The sequence below is a fragment of the Streptomyces sp. 8N114 genome, assembly GCF_052245835.1.
Taxonomy (GTDB): domain Bacteria; phylum Actinomycetota; class Actinomycetes; order Streptomycetales; family Streptomycetaceae; genus Streptomyces.
The window spans coordinates 317246-336863 of the sequence record NZ_JBQQBT010000007.1 but is presented as its reverse complement, the minus strand read 5'-3'; the positions used below and the strand labels follow the sequence as shown (position 1 = coordinate 336863).

Here is a 19618-nt window from a genome sequence, read left to right as displayed (position 1 = left end):
GACGTGCCTGCGACCGGAAGGTTCCGGTCGCAGGCACGTCACGTCTCGGCGAGGCTGTTCAGTGACTTCCGGGAGACGGGTCGGCCGTACCCGGGCAGTACGCCGGGTAGGCCGCGATGGGCTGCCGGCCGGTCTCCGACAGGCCGCCGTCCAGGCCGCCGGCCGAAACCGGAGTGCCGTTCAACGGATGGGCCACGGGCTCGGCGGCGTCCGGAGTGGACGCGGAACCTACCACCGGCCCCGAGTCGGCCCCGGGGACCTGCTGCTCCAGTGAGGCGCCGGGGAACAGGTCGCGGAAGGCCACCGCTCCCCCGTACTCACGGATCATCCGCTGTGAGTTCTCCTCCGCGAACCGCACACCGGCGGCCCGCATCGACGTCCCCGTATCGTCGGCCCGGCTCATGAGGCCTCGGACCAGCGGACGGATCTCAGAGGTCAGTCGGCCGCACGCACCGGCGGGACTGACCACTTCACCCAGGATGACCCACCAGGCTCCGGCGGCAGCACCGGTGTTCGCGATGAAGTCGGGGACCACGCTGACCCCTCGGTCCAACAGAAGCTGCTCAGCTTCGGGCGTGGTGGGTACGTTTGCCGCTTCGACCACGAGCTTGCCGCGAATCCGGTCGCAGTTGTCCGCCGTGATCGTGTGGGAGACAGCAGCCGGCACCAGGACGTCGACGTCCTGCCCCAGCCACTCGTCACCGGGGCGTTCCTCGTCGTCGTCGCGCAGGACGGAACGGTCGATCACGCCGCTGGCGCTTCGCGCGGACAGCAGGCGTTCCACGTCGATGCCCCGCGACACGTTGAGGACGAGGCCCTGAGCGTCCGTGACCCCGACGATCTGCACCCCGGCGCGCGAGAGGTACAGCGCCGTAGCCCCTCCCATCGTGCCGAATCCCTGAACGATTGCGCGTGCGGACGAAGCGGGGATGCCGCGGTGCTCCAACGCCACCAACGCTGCCTCCGCCACTCCGAAGCCACCGACCAGCTCCGAAAGCTTCAGGCCGTCCGTTCGCGTAGCGAAAGCCTGCCGAATGCGTGAGCGCACTTCGGCCTCGTCCGGGGAACGGACCACGGCGGCGTGAAAGGAAGTCTCCCCGAGGCCCACCTGTTCAAAGGCCCGGTCGAGCTGGTCCTGCTGCGTTCCGAGGTCCCCAGCAGTCACCCAGAAGCGTTCCAGCAGCGGCCGAACCCCCTGCAGAAACCGCTCCCTCACCCCGTCAGCCCGCGAATCCGCGGGGTCGAAGTCGATCCCCCCTTTTGCGCCGCCGACAGGAATGCCGAAGGCACCCATCTTCAGCGTCATCTCCTGGGCGAGGGCACCGACCTCGTCGAGCGTGCATCCGGGCCGCATACGCAGGCCCCCCGTGGCAATGCCCGTCACCAGCTGGTCGATCACGACGTAGCCGCGCGCCGGGGTCTCGGAATCTCGCCATGTGACCTGGAGAAAGGGTTTATGCTCAAGAGCCTGCATCGGTGTTTCGACAGCATTTCGCGTCATATGGCACTCACCCTTTCCGGTAACGACGGGGTCCTGCTCTCAGGCACAGGTGTTTGCGCGGAATCGGCCCAGGGGCCGACAGCCGCCATTGCTCCGCCGGGGACTGCGCAGCGTTGTACGGCGGATTCAGGCGGCTGCACCTGCCGACAATTAAGCGGGCAGTCACTCGGACAGTCCGAATGACACCCGCAGAATGTGCTTACGTGATGGCTTGAGAGGAGGATTCACGGATGTACGCAGAGAACGCATCCGGTTGCGTTGTACGTAGCGACTACTGTGAGGTCGCGAATCAACCCTTGTCAAGATGTCTTTGGAGCGGCGCCCTGCACCCTCTTGCTACTGCCCGGTCGCATGGCCGGCGTCGGTGAAAAATCCCTGGCAGCAGGCTCGTTGAAGGGTCGCAACCCGCCGCACCGTACACCCTGACAGGCCGTCATGGACAAAGGTGCCCCTAGACGATCGGAGAGCGTTGCGGTCATCCGGGTAGCGCCGCCTTTCCGGCGAGGTTACGACCACTCACCCAGGAAGCCGACCCAACACCTTCCATCACCGCTCCACCTGTCCCGTCCGTGTCTGTCAACCGCCGTCAGGGCAACTACCACAGAACGCCACCCCCGCCGACTCGCAGCGCGGACCCGGCTGCCTCGCAGCTGCGCAGTTCAACGTCGTTCAGGAATATCGGCCGCCGGTGCTTGGCCACCAGAACATAAACTCTTTCACCCACCTGAACGAATTCGTTCGGCACCCAGCTCGCGGCAGAGATCGGCGCTCTTGCCGCTGGCGCCGACGACGAGGAGTTTCTGCCCTCGCGGAGCTCGAGGATGTCGCGCACAGTCTGCAACGCGGTGAGCGCTGTGCAGGGCAGGGCGGCCATCGAGGCGAAGTCGAGGCTCACTGGCGCAGGCGCCAGCTTCTTGGGTTCGACCAGCACGTAGTCGGTGGCGGCGGTCGCAGTCCGGGGGAAGCTGAATCCGGGGAGTCCCCAGACGCGTTGACCTACCTGAAAGGCCACGAGGCCGAGCGCGGCCCCCCGACGGAAACTCGGATGCGGGTGCCGCACGGCCACCCCTAGGCTCCGCTCGCGGAGAAGGGTGAGGCGCCGCATCGACCGTCAGTGGATCGGAGATGCACGGGGTATGACCAGTCAACTGTTCGCGATCTGCTTCAATGCGACCCGGCCGTCGGGCCTGGCGCGGTTCTGGTCCGGGGTCCTGGGCTGGGAATTGGCCGACGGTCCGGACGGCGACGTCGCCATCCTGCCCCCTGACACCGCCGGGTTCCGCATCCGTTTCCTGCCGAGCCAGGAGCCGAAGTTCGGCCAGAACCGGGCGCACTTCGACCTGACGAGCACCTCCCCGGAAGATCAGCAGCAGACGGTGGCCAGGGCGCTGGAATTCGGCGGAAAGCACATCGACGTGGGCCAACTCCCGACAGAGGGGCATGTGGTACTCGCCGATCCAGACGGCAACGAGTTCTGCGTCATCGAGGCGGGCAACAAGTTCCTCGCCGACACCGGCTTCATCGGAGCGCTGGCCTGCGACGGTACGCAGGAGGTCGGTTACTTCTGGAGCGAGGCACTGAGGTGGCCGCTGGTCTGGGACCAGGACCAGGAGACCGCGATCCAATCGCCGAGCGGCGGTACGAAGATCACGTGGGGCGGTCCTCCGGTGGCGCCCAAGACGGGCACGAACAGGCTGTGCTTCGAGCTGGCGCTCCCCGCCGACGCCGACTGGGAGGCCGAGGTCGACCGCCTGATCTCGCTCGGCGCGACGCGCGCCGACACCGGCGGTGACAGCGTCCGGGCGCTGATGCTCGATCCGGACGGCAACGAGTTCTTCGTACAGATGCCTCGGTAGCGGCCCTGTTGTCGGGTGGGCTGCGATTCATAGGCGTTCGCCTACGAAACGCGCGGTCACTCCGCAGTCCACCAGCGGCGATCATGTTTCATGAGTTGTTGCAAACGACTGAAGGCCTGAAACGCCCTCATGAAACAGTCTCGGCTCGCGAGCGACGACTTCATGGCGCCCATCCACCGCCCGGCAGCCCCTCGCCGGAACGACGGTTCGACTCAGTGCGCGAATGCACGGTTCGACATCACCGTGCGCACAACCGGTCCAATGCCGACTGGCTCTCATCGTCCACGGCGCGGTAGATCACCAACAGCTGGTCCGGATCTTGAAGTGGCGTAAGCGTTTCGAAATCCACTGCGATCTCACCGACGTCAGGATGCCGCATCACCTTGCGCCCGCGGCCATTGACCTTGACGTCTCGCTCGGCCCACAAACACGCGAATTGCTCGTCACCGGTGGCGAATTCGGCGATGAGGTCGGTCAACGCCTGATCCTCCGGATGCGCAGCCCACGCAGCGCGCAGGTGGGCGATCCCCTCCCGCACGACGCGTTCGCGGTCGACATAGAACTCACGCATCTTCGGATACATCAGGCACAGCCACATCGCATTGCGCTGCGACGGCGGCAGGGTGTCGAAATCCATGAGCAGCTTCGCCATTTCGCCGTTCCAGGCCAGGATGTCGTAGCGGTGGTTCATCAGCATGGCCGGCAGCGGCGACAGGTCGGCGATCAGCCGGGCCAGCGGCGGCGCTGGAGTGGTGGCGGGCTTGTCGGCGTTGCGAGGGCGCTGCTGGGCCAGGTTGAAGAGGTAGGCGCGTTCGTCGGGGGGCAGGCGCAGCGCCCGGGCCAGCGCCTCCACCACGTCCGCTGAGGGCCGCAGCCCACGGGCCTGTTCCAGCCGCACGATGTAGTCGATGCTGACCCCGGCCAGTTCGGCGACCTCTTCGCGGCGCAATCCCGGGGTCCGCCGGGACTGCCGACGCGACGGCAGACCGAAATCGTGCGGGTCCAGGCGTTCGCGCCGGGTCCGCAGGAACGCGGCCAGCTCCTGGGTTGTGTCCACGATGCGGGTCATCATGTTCGACCCTACAGCCAGGGTAGGACTGGCGTTCCCAGGAACTTCTTTCCCTTACCCCCGGCTCACGGCGGTCACAGGCTTGTTTTCGACATTGGATCACAAGCACAGGAGGACACGATGTCGCTCACCCTCGACACCTACCGGCTGCTGGGCCGCTCCGGGCTGCGGGTCTCACCGCTGGCGCTGGGCGCGGCGACCTTCGGCACCGATTGGGGCTGGGGCGCCGAGCAGGACGAGGCTCGCAAGCTGTTCGACCTCTACGTCGAGCGCGGCGGCAACTTCATCGATACGGCCGTCAGCTATACCAATGGCAGCTCCGAGCGCATGCTGGGCGAATTCACCCGCGACAACCGCGAAAGCCTGGTGCTGGCAACGAAATACACAACGCTGCGCCGACCCGGCGATCCGAATTCCGGGGGCCCTCACCGCAAGAGCCTGTTCGCGTCGGTGGAAGCCAGTCTGCGACAGCTGAAAACGGACTACATCGATCTGCTCTACCTGCACGTGTGGGATTCCACGACGCCGGTCGAGGAGATCCTGCGCGGCATGGACGATCTGGTCCGGCAGGGCAAGGTCTTGTACGTGGCGATCTCCAACGTTCCGGCCTGGCAGGTGGCGCGCATGCAGGCGATCGCCGACCTGCGCGGCTGGTCACCGCTGGTCGCGCTGCAGATCGAATACAACCTGATCGAGCGTACCGGGGAACGTGACCTGATCCCCATGGCACGCGAGATGGGGTTGGGGGTGATCCCGTACTCACCCCTGGCCGGCGGGGTGCTCACCGGCAAGTACAGCCGCGACGACCTGACCGCGACGAACACCGCAGTCGACGACGGCACCCGCAAGAGCCTCACCATCGCCAACGGTGCGCTCGTCGAACGTAACTTCGCCATCGCGGACGTCGTGAAGGAGGTCGCCGCGGAGCTTGGCCGCACGCCCGCCCAGGTCGGACTGGCCTGGACCCTGCAGAACCAGGGCGTGACGGCACCGATCATCGGCGCCCGCACCCCCGCACAACTGGAGGACAATCTGGGCGCCCTGGAGGTCGACTTCACCCCCTCCCAGCTGGCGGGCCTCGACGAGGCCAGCGCGATCGAACTCGGCTTCCCGCACGACCTGCTCGCCAGCGACTTCGGTCGCACGCTGACCCGCGGCGGCCTGAAGGTCGAAACCCGCCAAGTGGCAGACGGTTGAGGGGCGCGCTCACACGCTGGACGGCGTGAGCGACAAGACGCCTCCTGGGGCAGTTGGACCGCGGTCCGATTCGGAGGCGGCTGGTCGCCGTCGCCGTCCGGTTCCGCGTCATCGGCCCAAGAGCCGGCGCAGCCCGGCCACACGATCACAGGACTTGTCGCGGACCACCGCAATGCAGCCGTCCGGGGCCGGGACGTGAACCTTTGTGGTGCGCATGGATGGGGATGGAAAGACGCCGAGGCGCCCCCTGGTGCAACGGCCTCAGGCTCGGGGTGTTTCCGTGGCGCCGTCGTGAAATGCCGGCGCAGCAGCGTGGGGGTCCGTCTCGGTCGGGCGGTGGGCGGCTTGGGCCGGGCGGACCGAGGTGAAGGCTGTGGCGAGCTGGTCGAGCAGGGGCGCTGCGGAGGGGTGGGGGTCGCGGCGTGGTGTGATCGTGTAAATGCCGCGGGTCGGGGGGTCGACGAGGCCCACTGTGGTGACGTCGGTCCGCAGCGCGCATGTCAGTACCCCGGGTATCAGCGCGATGGCGTGACCGGTTGCGACCAGGGCCAGCTTGCCGAGCAGATCGGCCGCGTTGAGGTCGATGCGGGCACTGACTCCGGCGCGGGCGGCGTGCTGGCGCAGAAGCGCCTCTGAGCCGTCGTTGTCCTCGACCCATGTCTGGTCGGCCAGCGCCTGAATGTGCAGCGGGCCACGCCCGGCCTGCGTATGACCGACGGGCAGGACGACGACCATGTCGTCCAGCCCGAGGAACCGTCGTTCGACCCGGGAGTCATGGGGCAGCCCCGGTGGCGCATCGGTGACGACAGCGAGGTCGAGGTCGCCGGCGATCACGCGGTGGTGAAGTTGCGCGCTCAGGCCGGGGACCAGGCTCCACGGGATGGATCCGGCTTGCTTCAGCAGGCCCCGGATGGCCTCGGGGACGATTCCTGCAGCCAGAGAGGGGGTGGCACCGACGGCAAGCGGCCGGTTGAACGCGCCGTCGCGAACGTCTCGTGCGGAGCGGACGGCGCGGTCGGCCTCGTTGAGCGTGGCCAGGGCGTGGCGCCGGAACACCTCGCCGGCAGGCGTCGGACGCACACCACGTGCATGGCGCTCCATCAAAGGCACCCCGAGCTGCCGCTCCAGCCCGGCGATCTGCCGGGAGACGGCCGACTGCGTGTGATTGAGCTCGGCGGCCGCCGCCGACAGCGACCCGAGTCGGCACACGGTCACGAAGGTTCGCCACACCGTCAGCTCCATGGCGCCAGTATGCCCAGCCGGTATGCGCACTCCGCAGGGTCGGCCTGCGAAATCTGCGCTTGTCGCAGCCAACGCGGTACACCACGCTGGCGCGCATGACCACACCGCACAAGATCGCCGTACTCGGCTTGGGGCGCATGGGCGACGCGATCGCGACACGCCTCACCGCCCAGGACTGGGACGTCGTCGGCTGGACACGCTCAGGGCGCACAGCAGGCGCCGTCACGATGACCGGAGAACCGAACGAGGCTGTGGCGAAGGCCGACCTCGTGGTCCTGGCGCTGTTCGACGGCTCGGCCTGCCAGCAGGTCCTCGACGATGTCCGTGACTCGCTGCGAACGGAGACGATGGTGCTGAACACCAGCACCATCGCCCCCGCCGAGGCGTCGAAGCTGGCCCGGCGGCTCGGCCCGTCCTACGTCCACGCGCCCGTGCTCGGCTCTGTGCCGGCTGCCGCCACCGGCGCCCTGGAGATTCTCGCCGCCGCCGACCACGACGCGCTCGATCGAGTCCGACCGGTTCTGGAAACGCTGGGTACCGTCCGGCGCGTCGACGACGCCTCCACCGCCGCCGCGCTCAAGCTGATCGCCAACAACAGCCTCGCCGGCGCCGTCCTCGCGCTGCGCGACTCACTGCGACAAGCCGACGCCCTCGGCTTGCCCCGTGCCCAGGTGCTGGACGTCCTCGAACTCGGCCAACTCGGCGGGCTCGTGGCCCGCAAACGCCCGTTCCTCACCGAACAGCCGACTACTGGCACGGCCGAATTCACGATCAGTGCGCTGGCCAAGGACATGGCTCTGCTGGCCGCCGCGTCACACACCCCCTTGCGCAGCGCAGCCGGTCTGGCCGACACCCCTGCCGACCCTGAGGCCGACATCGCTGTCGCCGCCACGGTCCCCGCTGTGGCGGACGCCGTGCTCGAACCGCTCCGCGCCTACATCCGCGGACACGCCACCGGCGACCCCGCACACTTCCGCGACGCGTTCCTGCCCACCGCCCACATCGAGGGAATCCGGGACGGCGCCTTCGTCTCGTGGCCCCTGGACGAGTACTGCGCTCTCTTCCACGGCCGACCCGCCCCGGACGAACCGACCCGTTCCCGCCGCATCGACGCCATCGACGTCCACGGCACCGTCGCAACCGCAACCATGACGCTGTCGCACGGCGCGGACACGTTCACCGACATCTTCCTGCTGGTCCACGCCGACGACAGCTGGCGCATCGCCAACAAGGCTTACCACCGGCACTCCTGAGCGGGCGGGAAGCGATCCTTCCCCCGTTCAGCGTCGCGTCGGGATCAGGGTTCCGGGCCGATGAAGCCGGTGCTGCACTGGCCGGTCCCCCAGGCCATCCGCCAGACTCACGGCCCGCCCTGGAACCTGACGGCAGCGCTGCAACTTCCCGGGTGAACCCGCCCCAGCCTCGGGGAACCATCACTACACGCACGGGGAACGATCTCCGGCGAGCCGCGAAGGCGCTGGCGCAGGTCCAGGCCGGGCTCGGCCGAGGGGGCGTCCCGACTTTCGCCCGCGTCCTGGACGGCGGGGCCGACGGGGACGCCCAGGTCGTCGACGCGATAAAAGCACTCAGCTTGTCATTGATCCAGTTCGACGCATGGGCTTGACACAGATCCGCCCGGAAACCAGGCAGGCCGCTGCCCGACTACCGTTGCCCCATATGACTGCCACCGAGATGGACATCACCGAGGACTTGATCCGGGATCTGCTACGCGAGCAGCACCCCGATCTTGCGGATCGCTCCCTCGAGCTCGGAGCGCTCGGCTGGGACAATCAAGTGTGGCGGCTTGGCGACGACCTCGCCGTCCGGCTGCCCTGGGCGACGCAGTCCGCGGACGCGCTGCTGCGCAAGGAACACGCCTGGCTGCCTCTCCTCGCCCCGCACCTTCCTCTGCAGACCCCCGTCCCGCAGCGCCTTGGTGAGCCCTCCGAACGGTTCCCGCGGCCCTGGCTCGTCACCACCTGGGTCCCCGGTGAGCCCGCCGATCGCGCTCCCGCGACGTGCCCCTCGGAGGCAGCCGCCACCCTGGCCGCCTTCCTGACCGCCCTCCACCGTCCCGCCCCCGACGGGGCGCCAACGGGCCGAGACCGCGGTGGCCCGCTGGCCGACACGGCCGAACACTTCGCCCAAGGGCTCGCCTCGGCCACCGAGCTGGGGCTGATTCGCGACCCGGACGCCGTCCGCGCGGTCTGGGAGGACGCCGCCGCCGCGCCCGAATGGGAAGGCCCACGTCTCTGGCTCCACGGCGACCTGCACCCAGCCAACATCCTGACCACGAACGGCACCTTCTCCGGCGTGATCGACTTCGGCGACCTCTTCGCCGGCGACCCAGCCTGCGACCTCGCCGCGGCCTGGATCCTGCTGCCGGACGGCGCCATCGGCCGCTTCCACGAGAGCTACCAGCCAAGCCCGGACGCCGCGACCCTGCGCCGCGCCCGCGGCTGGGCGGTGCTGCGCGCCCTCGCCGGCATCCACATCGGCCACGCCGGCGTCCACGGCCGCCCCGGCGGCAAGCCCACCTGGGGCCCACCCGCCCACGCCGCACTGCAACGCCTCACCGCTCCGGTCCACCAGCGGTCAAGCACCCCGGCGGGAGGTTAAAGCTAGCTCAGGAGGCGATCTCGGTGCTGGCCGGTGGTAGCGAAACTCTGCGGCCCGCGCTTCAAGGGCCTTCTTCTCGCCTCGCCGACGGCCAGCTTCCAACGGGTCTTGGTGCGCCCCAGTCGGCCAGGTAGGTACAGGAAGCGTCCTTGGACGGCACCTGCCAGGAGCTCGGGTCCTGGTCGGCCTGCTGCCAGTCCTCCCGCGCGGTCACCGCCACCAGCGACCGAGGGAGCCGAGGTCGTTGGCGTAGCGTTCGCGCTTCTATGCAACCACTTACCACCAGTTCGGCGAGATGTACTGAGTGTGAGACCTCCGGGCAGATCTCCGGCCTGACACTCCCCAGGTTGGCGGGACGGGGGCCGTAGAGCGCACGCCCCCGAGATGGCAAGATGGTCATCGGAGTGGCACTGTGTGTCACTGGATGCGCCTCGCCCAAAGCGGAACGCCGCACTGCTGTGCTTACTCAGTCGCAGTCCGTCGCTCCCACCTCTGGGGACTCGGAGGAGCGCACGCCGTGGCGGATGCGGCCCAATCCAATCCGCGTCGCGCCGAGGGGGTTCGTGGCCACTTGGGTGCACGTGGCTGGGTCGCTTGAGGTGGCAACGACTTTATGGGGGGGGAGCAGAGCAGTTGTGAGCGGTTCGGACTCGAAAGGTGACAGTAAGCTTCCGGAGCCGGTGCTTGGGCCACCGGTGCCGCCTGGGGAGCAGGGCATGCTCGAACCTCCGCGTGAGGAGGGCGGCCGCTACCCACTGCAGCCGGGCGGCGACTCGATCCTCAAACCGCAGTTGAAGGTTTCCCATAGCGTGCTTGCCAAGGGTGCCACCAGCGCTGGCGAGATCCGTACGGCGTTCTACAAGGCCGCGGCCTCCTTGGGGGCGTCTACGAACACGGCAGCGGCCGAATTCAAGGGCTGGACGACCGCCGGGGGGTTGCGGAAGTCCCACGAACAATGGGAGACCCAGGCTGGGAATGTCGCTGCGTGGCTGGCACAGATAGAGCAAAGCTTGCGGGATGCCAAGAAGGCATACAAGACACGGGATCACGGCACCAAGACCGACATAGACAAAATACTTCAGCAGCACCGGGGGCAAGACGGTACGTCGATTAGCCCTGCGGTCCCGCCTCTGACGCATCGCCGCTCGGCGCTTGATGAGTACGACCGATGAACAGCGGCAGCTTCTACCATGAGCTGATGACCACCGATTTCTCGGTTTTAACAGACATGGCCAAGAAGTGGAAAGCGGTCATCGATGCCATCGACGGACTGTCCGGCCGGATCCACAAAGAGCTGATGAAGCCCCTACGGGACGAAGGCTACTGGGAGGGCGCGACCGCACCGTACGCATGGCAGATGATCGACGACATAGCCCGGCAGGTCAGTCGGGCGACCGAGGTCGCCCGCAACATGAAAAAAGTCCTGGAGGACGGCGAGTCGGATCTGACCACGCTGCGCGGTGAGGTGAAAGGGATCGTCCGGCGCATCGAAGAGGACAGCAAGGGAGCGGTGGAGGTCACCTCCCACGGGAAGGTGCGCGCCACCGCGAGCGGCGAGGTGGACAAAGAGACAGCCAAAATGGTCAGGGACGGCCAGCGTGACTTGAACACTGCCCTGCGCGGCGGGCTGTTCATCGACAGCAACCTCGCCTATGCCCTCATGGCTGATGTCGGCCTCGACCAGTGGTTCAATGCCAAGCCCAAGCACACCAACCTGGACAGCACGGGCAGTATCAGCCCTGACGACTTCGACGCCTACACCCGCGTGATGAACGGCGAGAGCCCGCACGCAGATCCCAACAACGCAACGCCCCGCACCACGGCTGGGGCCTGGTTGACAGGCATGGGGGAATTCGAGCCGAACCGGAAGTTCCACCAGGGCGACCCGTTCGTCGAACAGCTCCAGAAGAGCGACAGCATGGCGACGATCCGCAACCAGACGTTGCAAAAATGGCGGGAGGGGGAGCTGTCCGGACGGGTCAAGCACAAGATCTCCGAAGAGGGGTTCGGCGACCAGGCCAAGATGTTCGCCAAGGACATGGCAGGCTTGAGCGGAATCGACAACCTCTGGGGCGGAAAGACCAACGAGGCCCAGTCCCTCCTCGGGTCCTACGACGTCGACTACATAGTCAAGTCCGAGGAACCGGACGGCTCCATCGTGGTGCAGTACACGCTCAACAACGACACGGACGTCGAATCCTTCCTCCCCGGCTATCCGAAGTGGCAGTCGATCTTCAACCCCTCCTCGGGCCCCGGAACCGGGATTCACGAGAAGATGACCTGGACGGAGCGCATCCACCCGCCCCGCTTCGAAGATCCGGACGACCACTGACACGATGATTTCCATGACTAACCACGGCTCGGCCGGCCGCACGAGATGGCCGGGCAGCACGATGTCACGCAAGGCGGCTGCGGTGGCCGCCTGCTGTTTGGCCACCCTCACCTCGTGCACCGTCGTGGACAACGCTTCGGGCCCGTGCCCGAAGTCGAGCACCACGGTGCGGGCCAGCGATCTGCACGGCAACTACAAGGGCCCGCATGGCATGCGCATCACCCTCGGGCACGCCTCCACCCAGTACCCCGAAGGGCGCCCCGCCCAGGTCGGCACTGTGCGGACGAAGAACTGGTCCATCTCCCTGGAGGAGCTTGACGACAGCGGACCCCGCAAAGCGTTCCAGGGCGAGGGAACCTGGGAGTTTCGCAGGGAGGAAACCACAGGAGGAGAGGAGTTCCGCCAGATCAAGCTCGACTTCCTCCGCGGCACGCCCGAACAACGGATGCCTACCGAACCGCAGTACCTGGAAGTCGGCGGCACGCAGGGCAAGCCCGAACTGTTCGTGGAAACGGACCCCGACACGTGCCCCAGCGTTGTCTTCCAACGGTAACTGCCATCCTGCCGCACGCCTCCTCCTCGAAGAGTTCCGCCGCGTCCTTGCCCCGGCCCCCGAGGACCTGCTGCAGTACTGAGCGGCGCCGCGAGGAGGCGCGGCATTGCAGGGGCGGCTCATGGTGGGACCCACGGGCCTGGGTGAGGCCGCAGCGTGGCTCCACACCCCCGTGCCGGGCAACCTGGCAAGCTCCCATAACTCCGAGAGCCGCGCAACCGTGAGCCGCCATGGACACTGCCAAGCTGCCTGCCGGCTGTGCTGCAACTGCCCCCCCCCCCGCTCGCTGCTGGTGCGATCCGCCATGCGGCACCAGTCCACCGCCCTGCCCACCAGAGCCGTGCCGTGGTCGGGCAGCGGCAGCGCGGCAGGGGCGGACAGGTATGTGGAGAGGACGTTGACGCTGTCCATCAGCCACAGCACCAGCACCTCTCGGCGCCATGCGCGGTGCTCCTTGACCGGCAGGACGTCCATCCACTTCGTGGCGAAGGCGCCGACGCCGTGTACCACCTGCTGGCCGGCCAGCGCGCCGGGGCGGGCGGCAGCCAGCACCAGCGCGGTACCGCTGAGCAGCTTCGCCGCGTCGACCGCAGGACCGGCCAACTGGAGCCCGGGGGCGATGACCACCGGCCGCCCGGCCCGGTCCTTCGGGAAAGAACGACGTGCTCGGGCTTGAGATCGCCGTAAGCCCCCACGGGTCCTCCCGCACGAAGGGCAGGTGTAGTGGGGGCCCGGGCCGCGGTCGGGGGGCAGGGGTGAGACGCTGCTGCGCATGTCTACGAAGGACGACGACGATCACGGGGCGTACGAAGCGTTGGGCCGACGCAGGCGGGTGGCGGAGGCCAGGGTGGAGTTGGCCACTGACAAGCAGATCAGGTACCTCATCGCGCTGGCGTCCAAGGTGAAGCGTGACCGGTTCGATGCGGAGTTCAGCAAGGCGGTCAGGGGCACAGGGGTGGCGCCGCGGGGCCCGGAGGAGACGACGCAGGCGGCTGTGAGGCGGCTGACGAAAGCGGCAGCTTCCAAACTGGTCGCCGCGCTGGTCGGCTCGGAGCACTCAAACGAGGGCCCAAAAATTGAACCGGTGCTCTGTTGCCAGGAGCGGAAGTTGAAGGGCTTTTGGTGAGCGGGCGAAGGAGGCCATAGGCGGACCATAGGGGCGGTATACCGAGAACAGGCCACACATGTACGGGGGGTTCTCCACTCCGTTGGGATGGGCGGCGGCCGGCGTGTGTGTTCTCCGGCAGTCTCCCTACCCCCTTCCGGTGCATTCCGCTCTGCTCGACATCGACAACCGCAGCGCACACCGCGTGCTGTTCGCCTACGCGTCCCTGCTGAACATCAATCACCCGCGCAAGGCCGTCCGTTCCCTGGTTTACCGCGCTGGTCCACCTCGACCTGGTGGGACAACTTGGGGCCCGCTTGCTCGCCCCGCGAGGGCCGCGCTGACGCCGCCATCCGGCGCGCAGCCGGGACGTGTACGACTCGGGGACGCCGTCGAACGAGTACTTGTTTTCGATCCTTCTGGAGAACGGGCAAGGCATGCCGGTGGAGGCAATGAGCATGGTGCATCGGCCTCGTGGTTGGGGGCAGCGCGATGGTGGCCGGACGATGTCCAAGGCATCTGACAGACTGCGTGGCATGGACTTGGACGAAGCGCTGCGCTGCCTCGCGGAGGCGGAGGGGGACCAGCGCCGGCCCGAGTTGTGCGGCGGCCGCTACCTTGCGGTCGCATACGGCGAGGGTCTCGAACTGGACGTCTCGCACCTCCGCGCCCGAGGGGTGGAGGAGTTTGCGGCCAGGGGTGGCGCCGCGTCCTTCTACGAAGCTCTGGATCTGCTGGTCGACGACTTCTTGGCGGCAACCGGCGACACCGCGGAGGATCTGCTTGACCGGCTGGACGATGCCGGGCCGGCGAACGACGACCGGCCGCCGCTCGCCGACATCGTATCGCCGCGACGCCGCCTCCTCGCATTGATTCTGCTTGGCTCCGGCGGCCCCATGGACATCGTCACCGAGCGGTTCAAGGAGGATTCCTACCTTGGCGATGCCCTAGCCGACCTCCCGCACGCTCGCTTTGTCCTGCTCGCGAGCGCGGAACCGCCGAACCAGGACTTCGCTCTCGGCGTGCTTGAACTCGGGGGCGGCAGGGCCCACTAGGGCCTGTTCGGAGTCGTGATCACGTGGTGGGGCGGAGGCTGCGGATCCAGCTGATCGAGCCCCGCAGTTGAAGCCCTGCCAGGTAGCTCTGCGGCGTCTTGTCGTAGCGCGCAGCCACGCCCCGCCACGCCTTCAGCTTGTTGATCAGCACAGCGGCGCGGCCTTTTGACCCGTTCGTGCCGGTGATCACCGGACCCACGGCGGCTCGTCGGGGAGCGAGCCTGTGGTCTCCGTTGGCTTCCGTGAGGTACTGGGCGAGGATCGCCGCTGGTGGCGTCACGCCAAGCCGCCGCGCCACCTGAAGGCCGTCTGGCAACCGGCCACCGCTGCCGCAACAGCTCAATCAACCGCCCTCGCCATCGCTCAGAAGCCGGCGCTGTCGGGGATCTTGAGATTCGCGAGGACGGGGAGCATGGTCACCTCAATCCGACCTTGCCCCGGCCGTTAGGGGTTCGTGAGCTGTGCCTTGCAGGATGGCGCCATGCGCCGTACCTTCCACCGCCTGTTCGCCGCCGTGATCTGTCTGTGCGTGACCACCCCGCTGTTCACGGCCTGCTCGGCCGACGGCGGTAAGGCGACACCGACACCCTCGTGCCCCTCCCCCTCGAACGGGAAGACGGCACCACCGTCCCCCTCCCCCTCGAAGCGGAACGACAGCGCAGTCAACCGGGACGATGTCAATGGCGACGGGCACGCCGACGTGGTCGTCAACGGCTGGTACAACGTGCTCACCAACCCTGGGCAGGTGTGGCACCGCAACCGCTTCGTCGCCCTCTCCGCGCCCGGTTGGCCGAAACCGTGCGCGGCATTCCGCCTCCCGGAGCGCCTGCCCAAGCTTGACCAGAGGATCAGCAGCGGGCCGATCGGGAACGACCAGTCGACTCAGTTCACCGGAGATATGGATGACGACGGCTACGCCGACGTCATGGCGGGCGACCGGGTGCACGATTCCCACGGGAAGCCCATGCGTGAGCAGCGCATCGTCTGGGGTGGTCCCGACGGCCGCAGCGGCGTCACCAAGCTGCCCGCCGACGCCCTCCCGGCCACCGCCACCGGGGACTTCGACGGCGATGGCGCCCTCGACCTGCTGACCCTCGCGCAGCCTTCCTCCAGCGAGTCCGCCGACGGGCCGCAGCCCGCCACCGTCCTGTACGGCCCGCTCAGCCGCGACGGCGCGGCACCCCGCACCACCTCGACCACCGATGTGGGCTACAAGGGCTGGGTGTCGGTGGCCCACACGGCCGTCGGCGACTTCGACGGCGACGGCCACGACGACCTGGTGACGAAGGGCGAGTACGACGAGGAGGACGCGCGTCTTGAGGAGGGCCGGCCGAAGGACGTCACTGATGCCACGTTCTACCGGGGAACGGCCAAAGGGCTGAAGCCTGCCGGGTCCGTACCCGGCATCACGAGCACGGCCGGCTCCGTCCCCGTTGCCGCCGGGGATTTCGACGGCGATGGCAAGCAGGACATTCTCGCCCGCAGCCAGGGCGACGCCGGTAACCCGGGCGACGACCGGGCTGTTGCCGTCTACGGCAGCAGCCAGGGCCCCGGCCGGGGCAAGGACCGCGCCGGCCGGCTCGGTGAACTGAAGGTGGGCTACGCCGTTGCGGTCGGCGACATCAACGGCGACGGCCACGACGACATCGCCACCTCTTCCCGTGGCGACTTCCGCCAGGTGAGGGTGGTGCTCGGCGGCAAGGACGGGCTCAGCGCGACCCGTACCGTAACGATCGACCGGAACGCGCTCAGCCCGGGCAGTTCCCCCCGCCGCCCGGCGCGGGACCGAGGATCCTTCGGCTGGGACCTGTACCTCGCCGACCTCGACACCGATGGCCGCGACGAGCTGCTCATCGGCACGGTCGGTACCAGCAAGCCCCGCACTGACGCCGGCTACTGGATGCTGCGCGGAACGCAGGACGGCCCGTCGAAGACCGACCGCCACTTCGTCAAGACCAAAGACTTCGGCAGGAGCTGACTACTCCCGCGTCGCGCCACGCGAGTGCCCTACCAGCCCGGACCCCACCTCAGGGTAGAAAGCATGCCACATGATCGTGACTCCGAACAGGCCCTATCGGCGAGGCGCTCGAAAGCCGGTGGAGCAGCGCCGCTGTGCAGCATTACCGTGCTGCCGAAACACGTCGTCCAAGTGTGTCCCGCAATGATCACTCGGAACGGCGTGGCTGGCGGCGGTCGATGGGCCGTGGAGTCAGTCAAGGTCGGTCGCCCATGCCGTCAGCGCGGCGAAGTCGTCGACGGAAAGGCCGCATCGGGGGTCGACCCGGTGGAGTAGGGCGGGACCATCGTGGTGCTCATTCACCCAGGCGCGATCCGCCTGGGTGATCTCGTCGTCGATCCAGGCAAACGCCCGGCCTTTCGCCCACGCGACGATGTCCGGCGTCTTCCAGAACACACCGCCGGCAGGCTCGGCCCGCGGCGAGGACCAGGCAATGAAGGGCAGCTCGGGCAATCCCAGGACCGGCGCGACGAAAGCGTTGGCTTCTTCCTCCCACGTCGTGGCCCACACCAGGTCGAAGGGAAGCGCGTCCAATGCCGGGCCGTGATTCGGGTTGAGCCACACGCGCAGCGGTTTCACCGGTTTGTTCGGCAGCCCCCACTCAGTCAGCCGACGCCGCTCGGCGGCCTCCCAGCGAGGCGTCAGGAGCCGGTGCGTCTCGTACCCCTCGGGCCGTCGGTACGGCTTCGCGGCATACGGATTCAAAGGTCCGTCAACATCCACCAACAGCACTGGGCGCACCAGCTCAACCCCCTTGAACCTGCCTCGCACGGTACCGGCCGATGACGAGACCCCCCAACGAAATCCCGACCGGCAGCGATCTCCAGCAGGTCGGGGCTTGCGGGTGGATGGCACGATCTTGATGTGACCGCAGCGATCCGGCGTCGGAGCCGTCTGCATAGCCCCGTTCATGGGGCTGAGCCCGCTTCAGTTCGGCAAGCTGATCACCGCGCTGCGACGCGAGGGTGCGGATCCGGTGCGCGAGGGTCGGCCGTGGAGTCTGCCGCTGGAAGACCGCGTGCTTCTGGTTGCCGCCTACTGACGGGGGTCGCCGCCCGGAGGTGAGATTGCCCCGGGCGGCCCCTGGTTTCTCAAAGGCTTGGACGCCGGGTCACAGGTCGTTCGCGAGTTCGGTGAGGAAGTCGGCGTTGGCCTGGATTCTGTGGCCGAGGACAACCTAGTGGTGCGGGGTTGCCGGGCCTCTTCGGTGGTGAGGTGGGGCAGGCACGGTATGGGGGTGGCCGTTGGTGAAGTGCAACGGGATTCCGAGCCAGGCGCTGTGGTGGTGGGTGGTAGTTCTTCGGTGCCGCCAGCCAGTCCGAGGACTTTGCGCAGGGCCGACAGCACGGCTCCGGCCGCTCCAGGGTGAGATGAAAGAGTGTTGGCAGTGGCCGGAGAGGCTGAGACCGGTGAAGAGGCACACGACGCGGCGGAAGCTTGGGAGGCGCAGGATGAGGTGAAATCCGGGTCCCGGTTCCTGGCCGCGCTGGCCCTCACCGCGGTGGTCGTGGTGGTGGCCATGCTGTGTGTTCCGCTCAAGGAGGAGGGTGCACACGACGGCAGCCCTTCCTGCGGGCCGACCATCGCTCCGGAAGACCCCTACGTTCACTCCATCGAATTCAACACGCGCCACATCCGGCAGCTGGGATACTCCGGTCTCGACCTGGCCGGAGGACTGGCTGTGGCGTCGCCAGTTTCCTGGTCCGCATCGAACGACGCCCACAGGAGCGGGCCTCCTCCCGTAGTGAAGGGCCGGATGTGTGATTGAGCGGGAGTTCGCCGTCCGGCTGGTCCAGGAGCACCTGGACCGTGAAGGCGCAAGGAAGCTGGTGGTCACGCACGCCGAGGAGCACGAGCTGGTCTGGATCGTCTACTACCAGGTGCCGGAGTATGTGCGCACAGGAGATTCGCGGTATCTGCTGGGGGGCAACGGGCCCTATCTGGTCGACCGGCTCGACGGTGGGCTTCACCAGATCGGTCCGGTGGATGCGGTCACTGGGGACTGGGAGGCGGACTACCGCAGCCGCATCCGCGGCCGGCCCACGCCAGGGCCGGTGGAGGAGCTGCATGAGGAGATACGGAAGACGGCGGCAGCCTGCGGCCGTACCTCCGCGATGCGGTTGTTGCGGCAGAGGATCCCGGCCTTTGCCTCGGTGGAAGCCGCCAAGTACGTGGCCGCCTTGCAAGCGGACACCCCCGCGCCTGCCAACCTCAAGGCCCTCGTCGACAAGACGCTCGTTCCCGCTCCGGATCCGGTGTTGTGCGTGAAAACCATCCGCGACGGCAACACAGGCAGTCCGCGATAGCTGCGGGGGGCCAAGCCGACGTGATGCGTACACACTGGCTGGTGGCCCGGCCTTGTGCAGCCACACCGGGCCCGGTCACCCCCTTGCTCTCCTCTGTGCGCCTTTCAACTCCAAGCTTGTGCGTCGGCAGCATTGGGGCCGGGAGGGCGGGGCGGCGACAACTACAGGGGCGCGGGCGTGCCCCGTCCAGCCCGGGTGCAGGTGTGGATGCCGCGCTAGGGTGCGGGAGTGGAACTTGTCTCCTATGACTCCACCGGACGGCCGGCTGTGCGTGGTCAGGGGCCGTTCCAGTTCTTGATCAAAGGCGTGTCGGGGGCGACACCGGATGGTGGTGTGCACGTCTACGGACATCACCGGGCAGGTGTTTGGGCAGCTCGACAACCGCTTGACCTGGTCTACCGCGATGGGGTGACGCACCGCATCGAGCGGGCTCACATGGAACCGCCCCGGAACGAGGCATGCGCCTCAAGGGGCCAACGGGAGCTTGTGATCTACGGATTCCGGGTCGAGCAGGTTCACCGCAACCACTGGGTGCGCGCCGCGTCGTCCGACGCCTCGCTGGCGTGCCCCGACTGCGGCCTTCCGCTTAAGTCCGGCGGCTTCGTGCTCAGCCGGCGTGAGAACGACGGCGAGCGGTCCCGCCGTGGACTGTGGCGATGCGAGCAGCGACACATCTGGTGGAAGTGGACTGATCGCCCCGAGCAGCCGCTGGAGAGGTGCCCGCACCCCGCACTCTTCCCACCACGCTGAAACCAGCAACTGAGCG

General features: G+C 67.8%; 18 protein-coding genes and 1 pseudogene. 13 read left to right on the top strand and 6 right to left on the bottom strand.

Annotated features, from left to right (window positions below; all coding sequences use genetic code 11):
- Positions 1–58 precede the first annotated feature (58 nt).
- Together ACTWQF_RS18180 and ACTWQF_RS18175 are read right to left on the bottom strand one after the other, a co-directional pair.
- Complete coding sequence (locus ACTWQF_RS18180) at positions 59–1474, bottom strand: Glu/Leu/Phe/Val family dehydrogenase (protein WP_443280458.1); 1416 nt, start codon at positions 1472–1474, stop codon at positions 59–61.
- 622 nt (positions 1475–2096) lie between these two features.
- Positions 2097–2567 (bottom strand): hypothetical protein, encoded by a 471-nt coding sequence (locus ACTWQF_RS18175; protein ID WP_443280457.1) that lies wholly within the window; start codon positions 2565–2567, stop codon positions 2097–2099.
- A 70-nt stretch (positions 2568–2637) separates the two neighbouring features.
- Here ACTWQF_RS18175 and ACTWQF_RS18170 point away from each other — a divergent pair, with 70 nt between their 5' ends.
- A complete protein-coding gene (locus ACTWQF_RS18170; protein WP_443280455.1) occupies positions 2638–3357 on the top strand; it encodes a VOC family protein in 720 nt (239 codons plus the stop codon).
- Positions 3358–3595: 238 nt separating this feature from the next.
- Here ACTWQF_RS18170 and ACTWQF_RS18165 read toward each other — a convergent pair whose 3' ends face one another.
- Complete coding sequence (locus ACTWQF_RS18165; RefSeq protein WP_443280454.1) at positions 3596–4429, bottom strand: helix-turn-helix transcriptional regulator; 834 nt, start codon at positions 4427–4429, stop codon at positions 3596–3598.
- A gap of 117 nt (positions 4430–4546) precedes the next feature.
- Here ACTWQF_RS18165 and ACTWQF_RS18160 point away from each other — a divergent pair, with 117 nt between their 5' ends.
- Positions 4547–5623: an aldo/keto reductase gene (locus tag ACTWQF_RS18160; protein WP_443280453.1), complete on the top strand. Its 1077-nt coding sequence runs from the start codon at positions 4547–4549 to the stop codon at positions 5621–5623.
- A gap of 261 nt (positions 5624–5884) precedes the next feature.
- Here ACTWQF_RS18160 and ACTWQF_RS18155 read toward each other — a convergent pair whose 3' ends face one another.
- On the bottom strand, positions 5885–6865 hold the full coding sequence (locus tag ACTWQF_RS18155) for a LysR family transcriptional regulator (protein WP_443280452.1): 981 nt from the start codon (positions 6863–6865) through the stop codon (positions 5885–5887).
- Positions 6866–6960: 95 nt separating this feature from the next.
- On the opposite strand from ACTWQF_RS18155, the gene ACTWQF_RS18150 reads away from it, so the two are divergent.
- From ACTWQF_RS18150 to ACTWQF_RS18120, 7 genes are all read left to right on the top strand, one after another.
- Positions 6961–8118: a nuclear transport factor 2 family protein gene (locus ACTWQF_RS18150; RefSeq protein ID WP_443280451.1), complete on the top strand. Its 1158-nt coding sequence runs from the start codon at positions 6961–6963 to the stop codon at positions 8116–8118.
- A 424-nt stretch (positions 8119–8542) separates the two neighbouring features.
- Positions 8543–9484: an aminoglycoside phosphotransferase family protein gene (locus ACTWQF_RS18145; RefSeq protein WP_443280450.1), complete on the top strand. Its 942-nt coding sequence runs from the start codon at positions 8543–8545 to the stop codon at positions 9482–9484.
- A gap of 716 nt (positions 9485–10200) precedes the next feature.
- Positions 10201–10656: a hypothetical protein gene (locus ACTWQF_RS18140; RefSeq protein ID WP_443280449.1), complete on the top strand. Its 456-nt coding sequence runs from the start codon at positions 10201–10203 to the stop codon at positions 10654–10656.
- A gap of 26 nt (positions 10657–10682) precedes the next feature.
- Positions 10683–11816 (top strand): hypothetical protein, encoded by a 1134-nt coding sequence (locus tag ACTWQF_RS18135; protein ID WP_443280448.1) that lies wholly within the window; start codon positions 10683–10685, stop codon positions 11814–11816.
- 13 nt (positions 11817–11829) lie between these two features.
- Complete coding sequence (locus ACTWQF_RS18130) at positions 11830–12369, top strand: hypothetical protein (RefSeq protein WP_443280447.1); 540 nt, start codon at positions 11830–11832, stop codon at positions 12367–12369.
- A gap of 772 nt (positions 12370–13141) precedes the next feature.
- On the top strand, positions 13142–13495 hold the full coding sequence (locus tag ACTWQF_RS18125) for a hypothetical protein (RefSeq protein WP_443280446.1): 354 nt from the start codon (positions 13142–13144) through the stop codon (positions 13493–13495).
- A 515-nt stretch (positions 13496–14010) separates the two neighbouring features.
- Positions 14011–14529: a phosphoribosyltransferase gene (locus ACTWQF_RS18120; RefSeq protein ID WP_443280445.1), complete on the top strand. Its 519-nt coding sequence runs from the start codon at positions 14011–14013 to the stop codon at positions 14527–14529.
- A 19-nt stretch (positions 14530–14548) separates the two neighbouring features.
- Here ACTWQF_RS18120 and ACTWQF_RS18115 read toward each other — a convergent pair whose 3' ends face one another.
- Positions 14549–14728, bottom strand: a complete 180-nt coding sequence (locus ACTWQF_RS18115; RefSeq protein WP_443280556.1) for a hypothetical protein — start codon at positions 14726–14728, stop codon at positions 14549–14551.
- A gap of 282 nt (positions 14729–15010) precedes the next feature.
- Here ACTWQF_RS18115 and ACTWQF_RS18110 point away from each other — a divergent pair, with 282 nt between their 5' ends.
- Positions 15011–16507: an FG-GAP repeat domain-containing protein gene (locus ACTWQF_RS18110; protein WP_443280444.1), complete on the top strand. Its 1497-nt coding sequence runs from the start codon at positions 15011–15013 to the stop codon at positions 16505–16507.
- Between the two features lie 231 nt (positions 16508–16738).
- On the opposite strand, the gene ACTWQF_RS18105 is transcribed toward ACTWQF_RS18110, so the two are convergent.
- On the bottom strand, positions 16739–17290 hold the full coding sequence (locus tag ACTWQF_RS18105) for a hypothetical protein (RefSeq protein WP_443280551.1): 552 nt from the start codon (positions 17288–17290) through the stop codon (positions 16739–16741).
- 137 nt (positions 17291–17427) lie between these two features.
- Here ACTWQF_RS18105 and ACTWQF_RS18100 point away from each other — a divergent pair.
- The 3 genes and pseudogenes from ACTWQF_RS18100 to ACTWQF_RS18090 form a co-directional block, all read left to right on the top strand.
- Positions 17428–17585 (top strand): annotated as a pseudogene (locus ACTWQF_RS18100) (IS5/IS1182 family transposase); the annotation flags it as partial.
- A gap of 339 nt (positions 17586–17924) precedes the next feature.
- Positions 17925–18314, top strand: coding sequence for a hypothetical protein (locus tag ACTWQF_RS18095; RefSeq protein ID WP_443280443.1), 390 nt, complete (start codon positions 17925–17927; stop codon positions 18312–18314).
- Positions 18307–18852 (top strand): YrhB domain-containing protein, encoded by a 546-nt coding sequence (locus tag ACTWQF_RS18090; RefSeq protein WP_443280442.1) that lies wholly within the window; start codon positions 18307–18309, stop codon positions 18850–18852. Before ACTWQF_RS18095 ends, ACTWQF_RS18090 begins: the two co-directional genes overlap by 8 nt.
- Positions 18853–19618: the final 766 nt, after the last annotated feature.

Excerpts from the sequence above, each read along its gene's own strand:
- ACTWQF_RS18170 (WP_443280455.1), top strand. The coding sequence starts at position 2,638 with ATGACCAGTCAACTGTTCGCGATCTGCTTCAATGCGACCCGGCCGTCG.
- ACTWQF_RS18120 (WP_443280445.1), top strand. The coding sequence starts at position 14,011 with ATGGACTTGGACGAAGCGCTGCGCTGCCTCGCGGAGGCGGAGGGGGAC.
- ACTWQF_RS18160 (WP_443280453.1), top strand. The coding sequence starts at position 4,547 with ATGTCGCTCACCCTCGACACCTACCGGCTGCTGGGCCGCTCCGGGCTG.
- ACTWQF_RS18165 (WP_443280454.1), bottom strand. The coding sequence starts at position 4,429 with ATGATGACCCGCATCGTGGACACAACCCAGGAGCTGGCCGCGTTCCTG.
- ACTWQF_RS18140 (WP_443280449.1), top strand. The coding sequence starts at position 10,201 with ATGCTCGAACCTCCGCGTGAGGAGGGCGGCCGCTACCCACTGCAGCCG.
- ACTWQF_RS18150 (WP_443280451.1), top strand. The coding sequence starts at position 6,961 with ATGACCACACCGCACAAGATCGCCGTACTCGGCTTGGGGCGCATGGGC.
- ACTWQF_RS18135 (WP_443280448.1), top strand. The coding sequence starts at position 10,683 with ATGACCACCGATTTCTCGGTTTTAACAGACATGGCCAAGAAGTGGAAA.
- ACTWQF_RS18130 (WP_443280447.1), top strand. The coding sequence starts at position 11,830 with ATGACTAACCACGGCTCGGCCGGCCGCACGAGATGGCCGGGCAGCACG.
- ACTWQF_RS18110 (WP_443280444.1), top strand. The coding sequence starts at position 15,011 with ATGCGCCGTACCTTCCACCGCCTGTTCGCCGCCGTGATCTGTCTGTGC.
- ACTWQF_RS18145 (WP_443280450.1), top strand. The coding sequence starts at position 8,543 with ATGACTGCCACCGAGATGGACATCACCGAGGACTTGATCCGGGATCTG.
- ACTWQF_RS18180 (WP_443280458.1), bottom strand. The coding sequence starts at position 1,474 with ATGCAGGCTCTTGAGCATAAACCCTTTCTCCAGGTCACATGGCGAGAT.
- ACTWQF_RS18125 (WP_443280446.1), top strand. The coding sequence starts at position 13,142 with ATGTCTACGAAGGACGACGACGATCACGGGGCGTACGAAGCGTTGGGC.
- ACTWQF_RS18155 (WP_443280452.1), bottom strand. The coding sequence starts at position 6,865 with ATGGAGCTGACGGTGTGGCGAACCTTCGTGACCGTGTGCCGACTCGGG.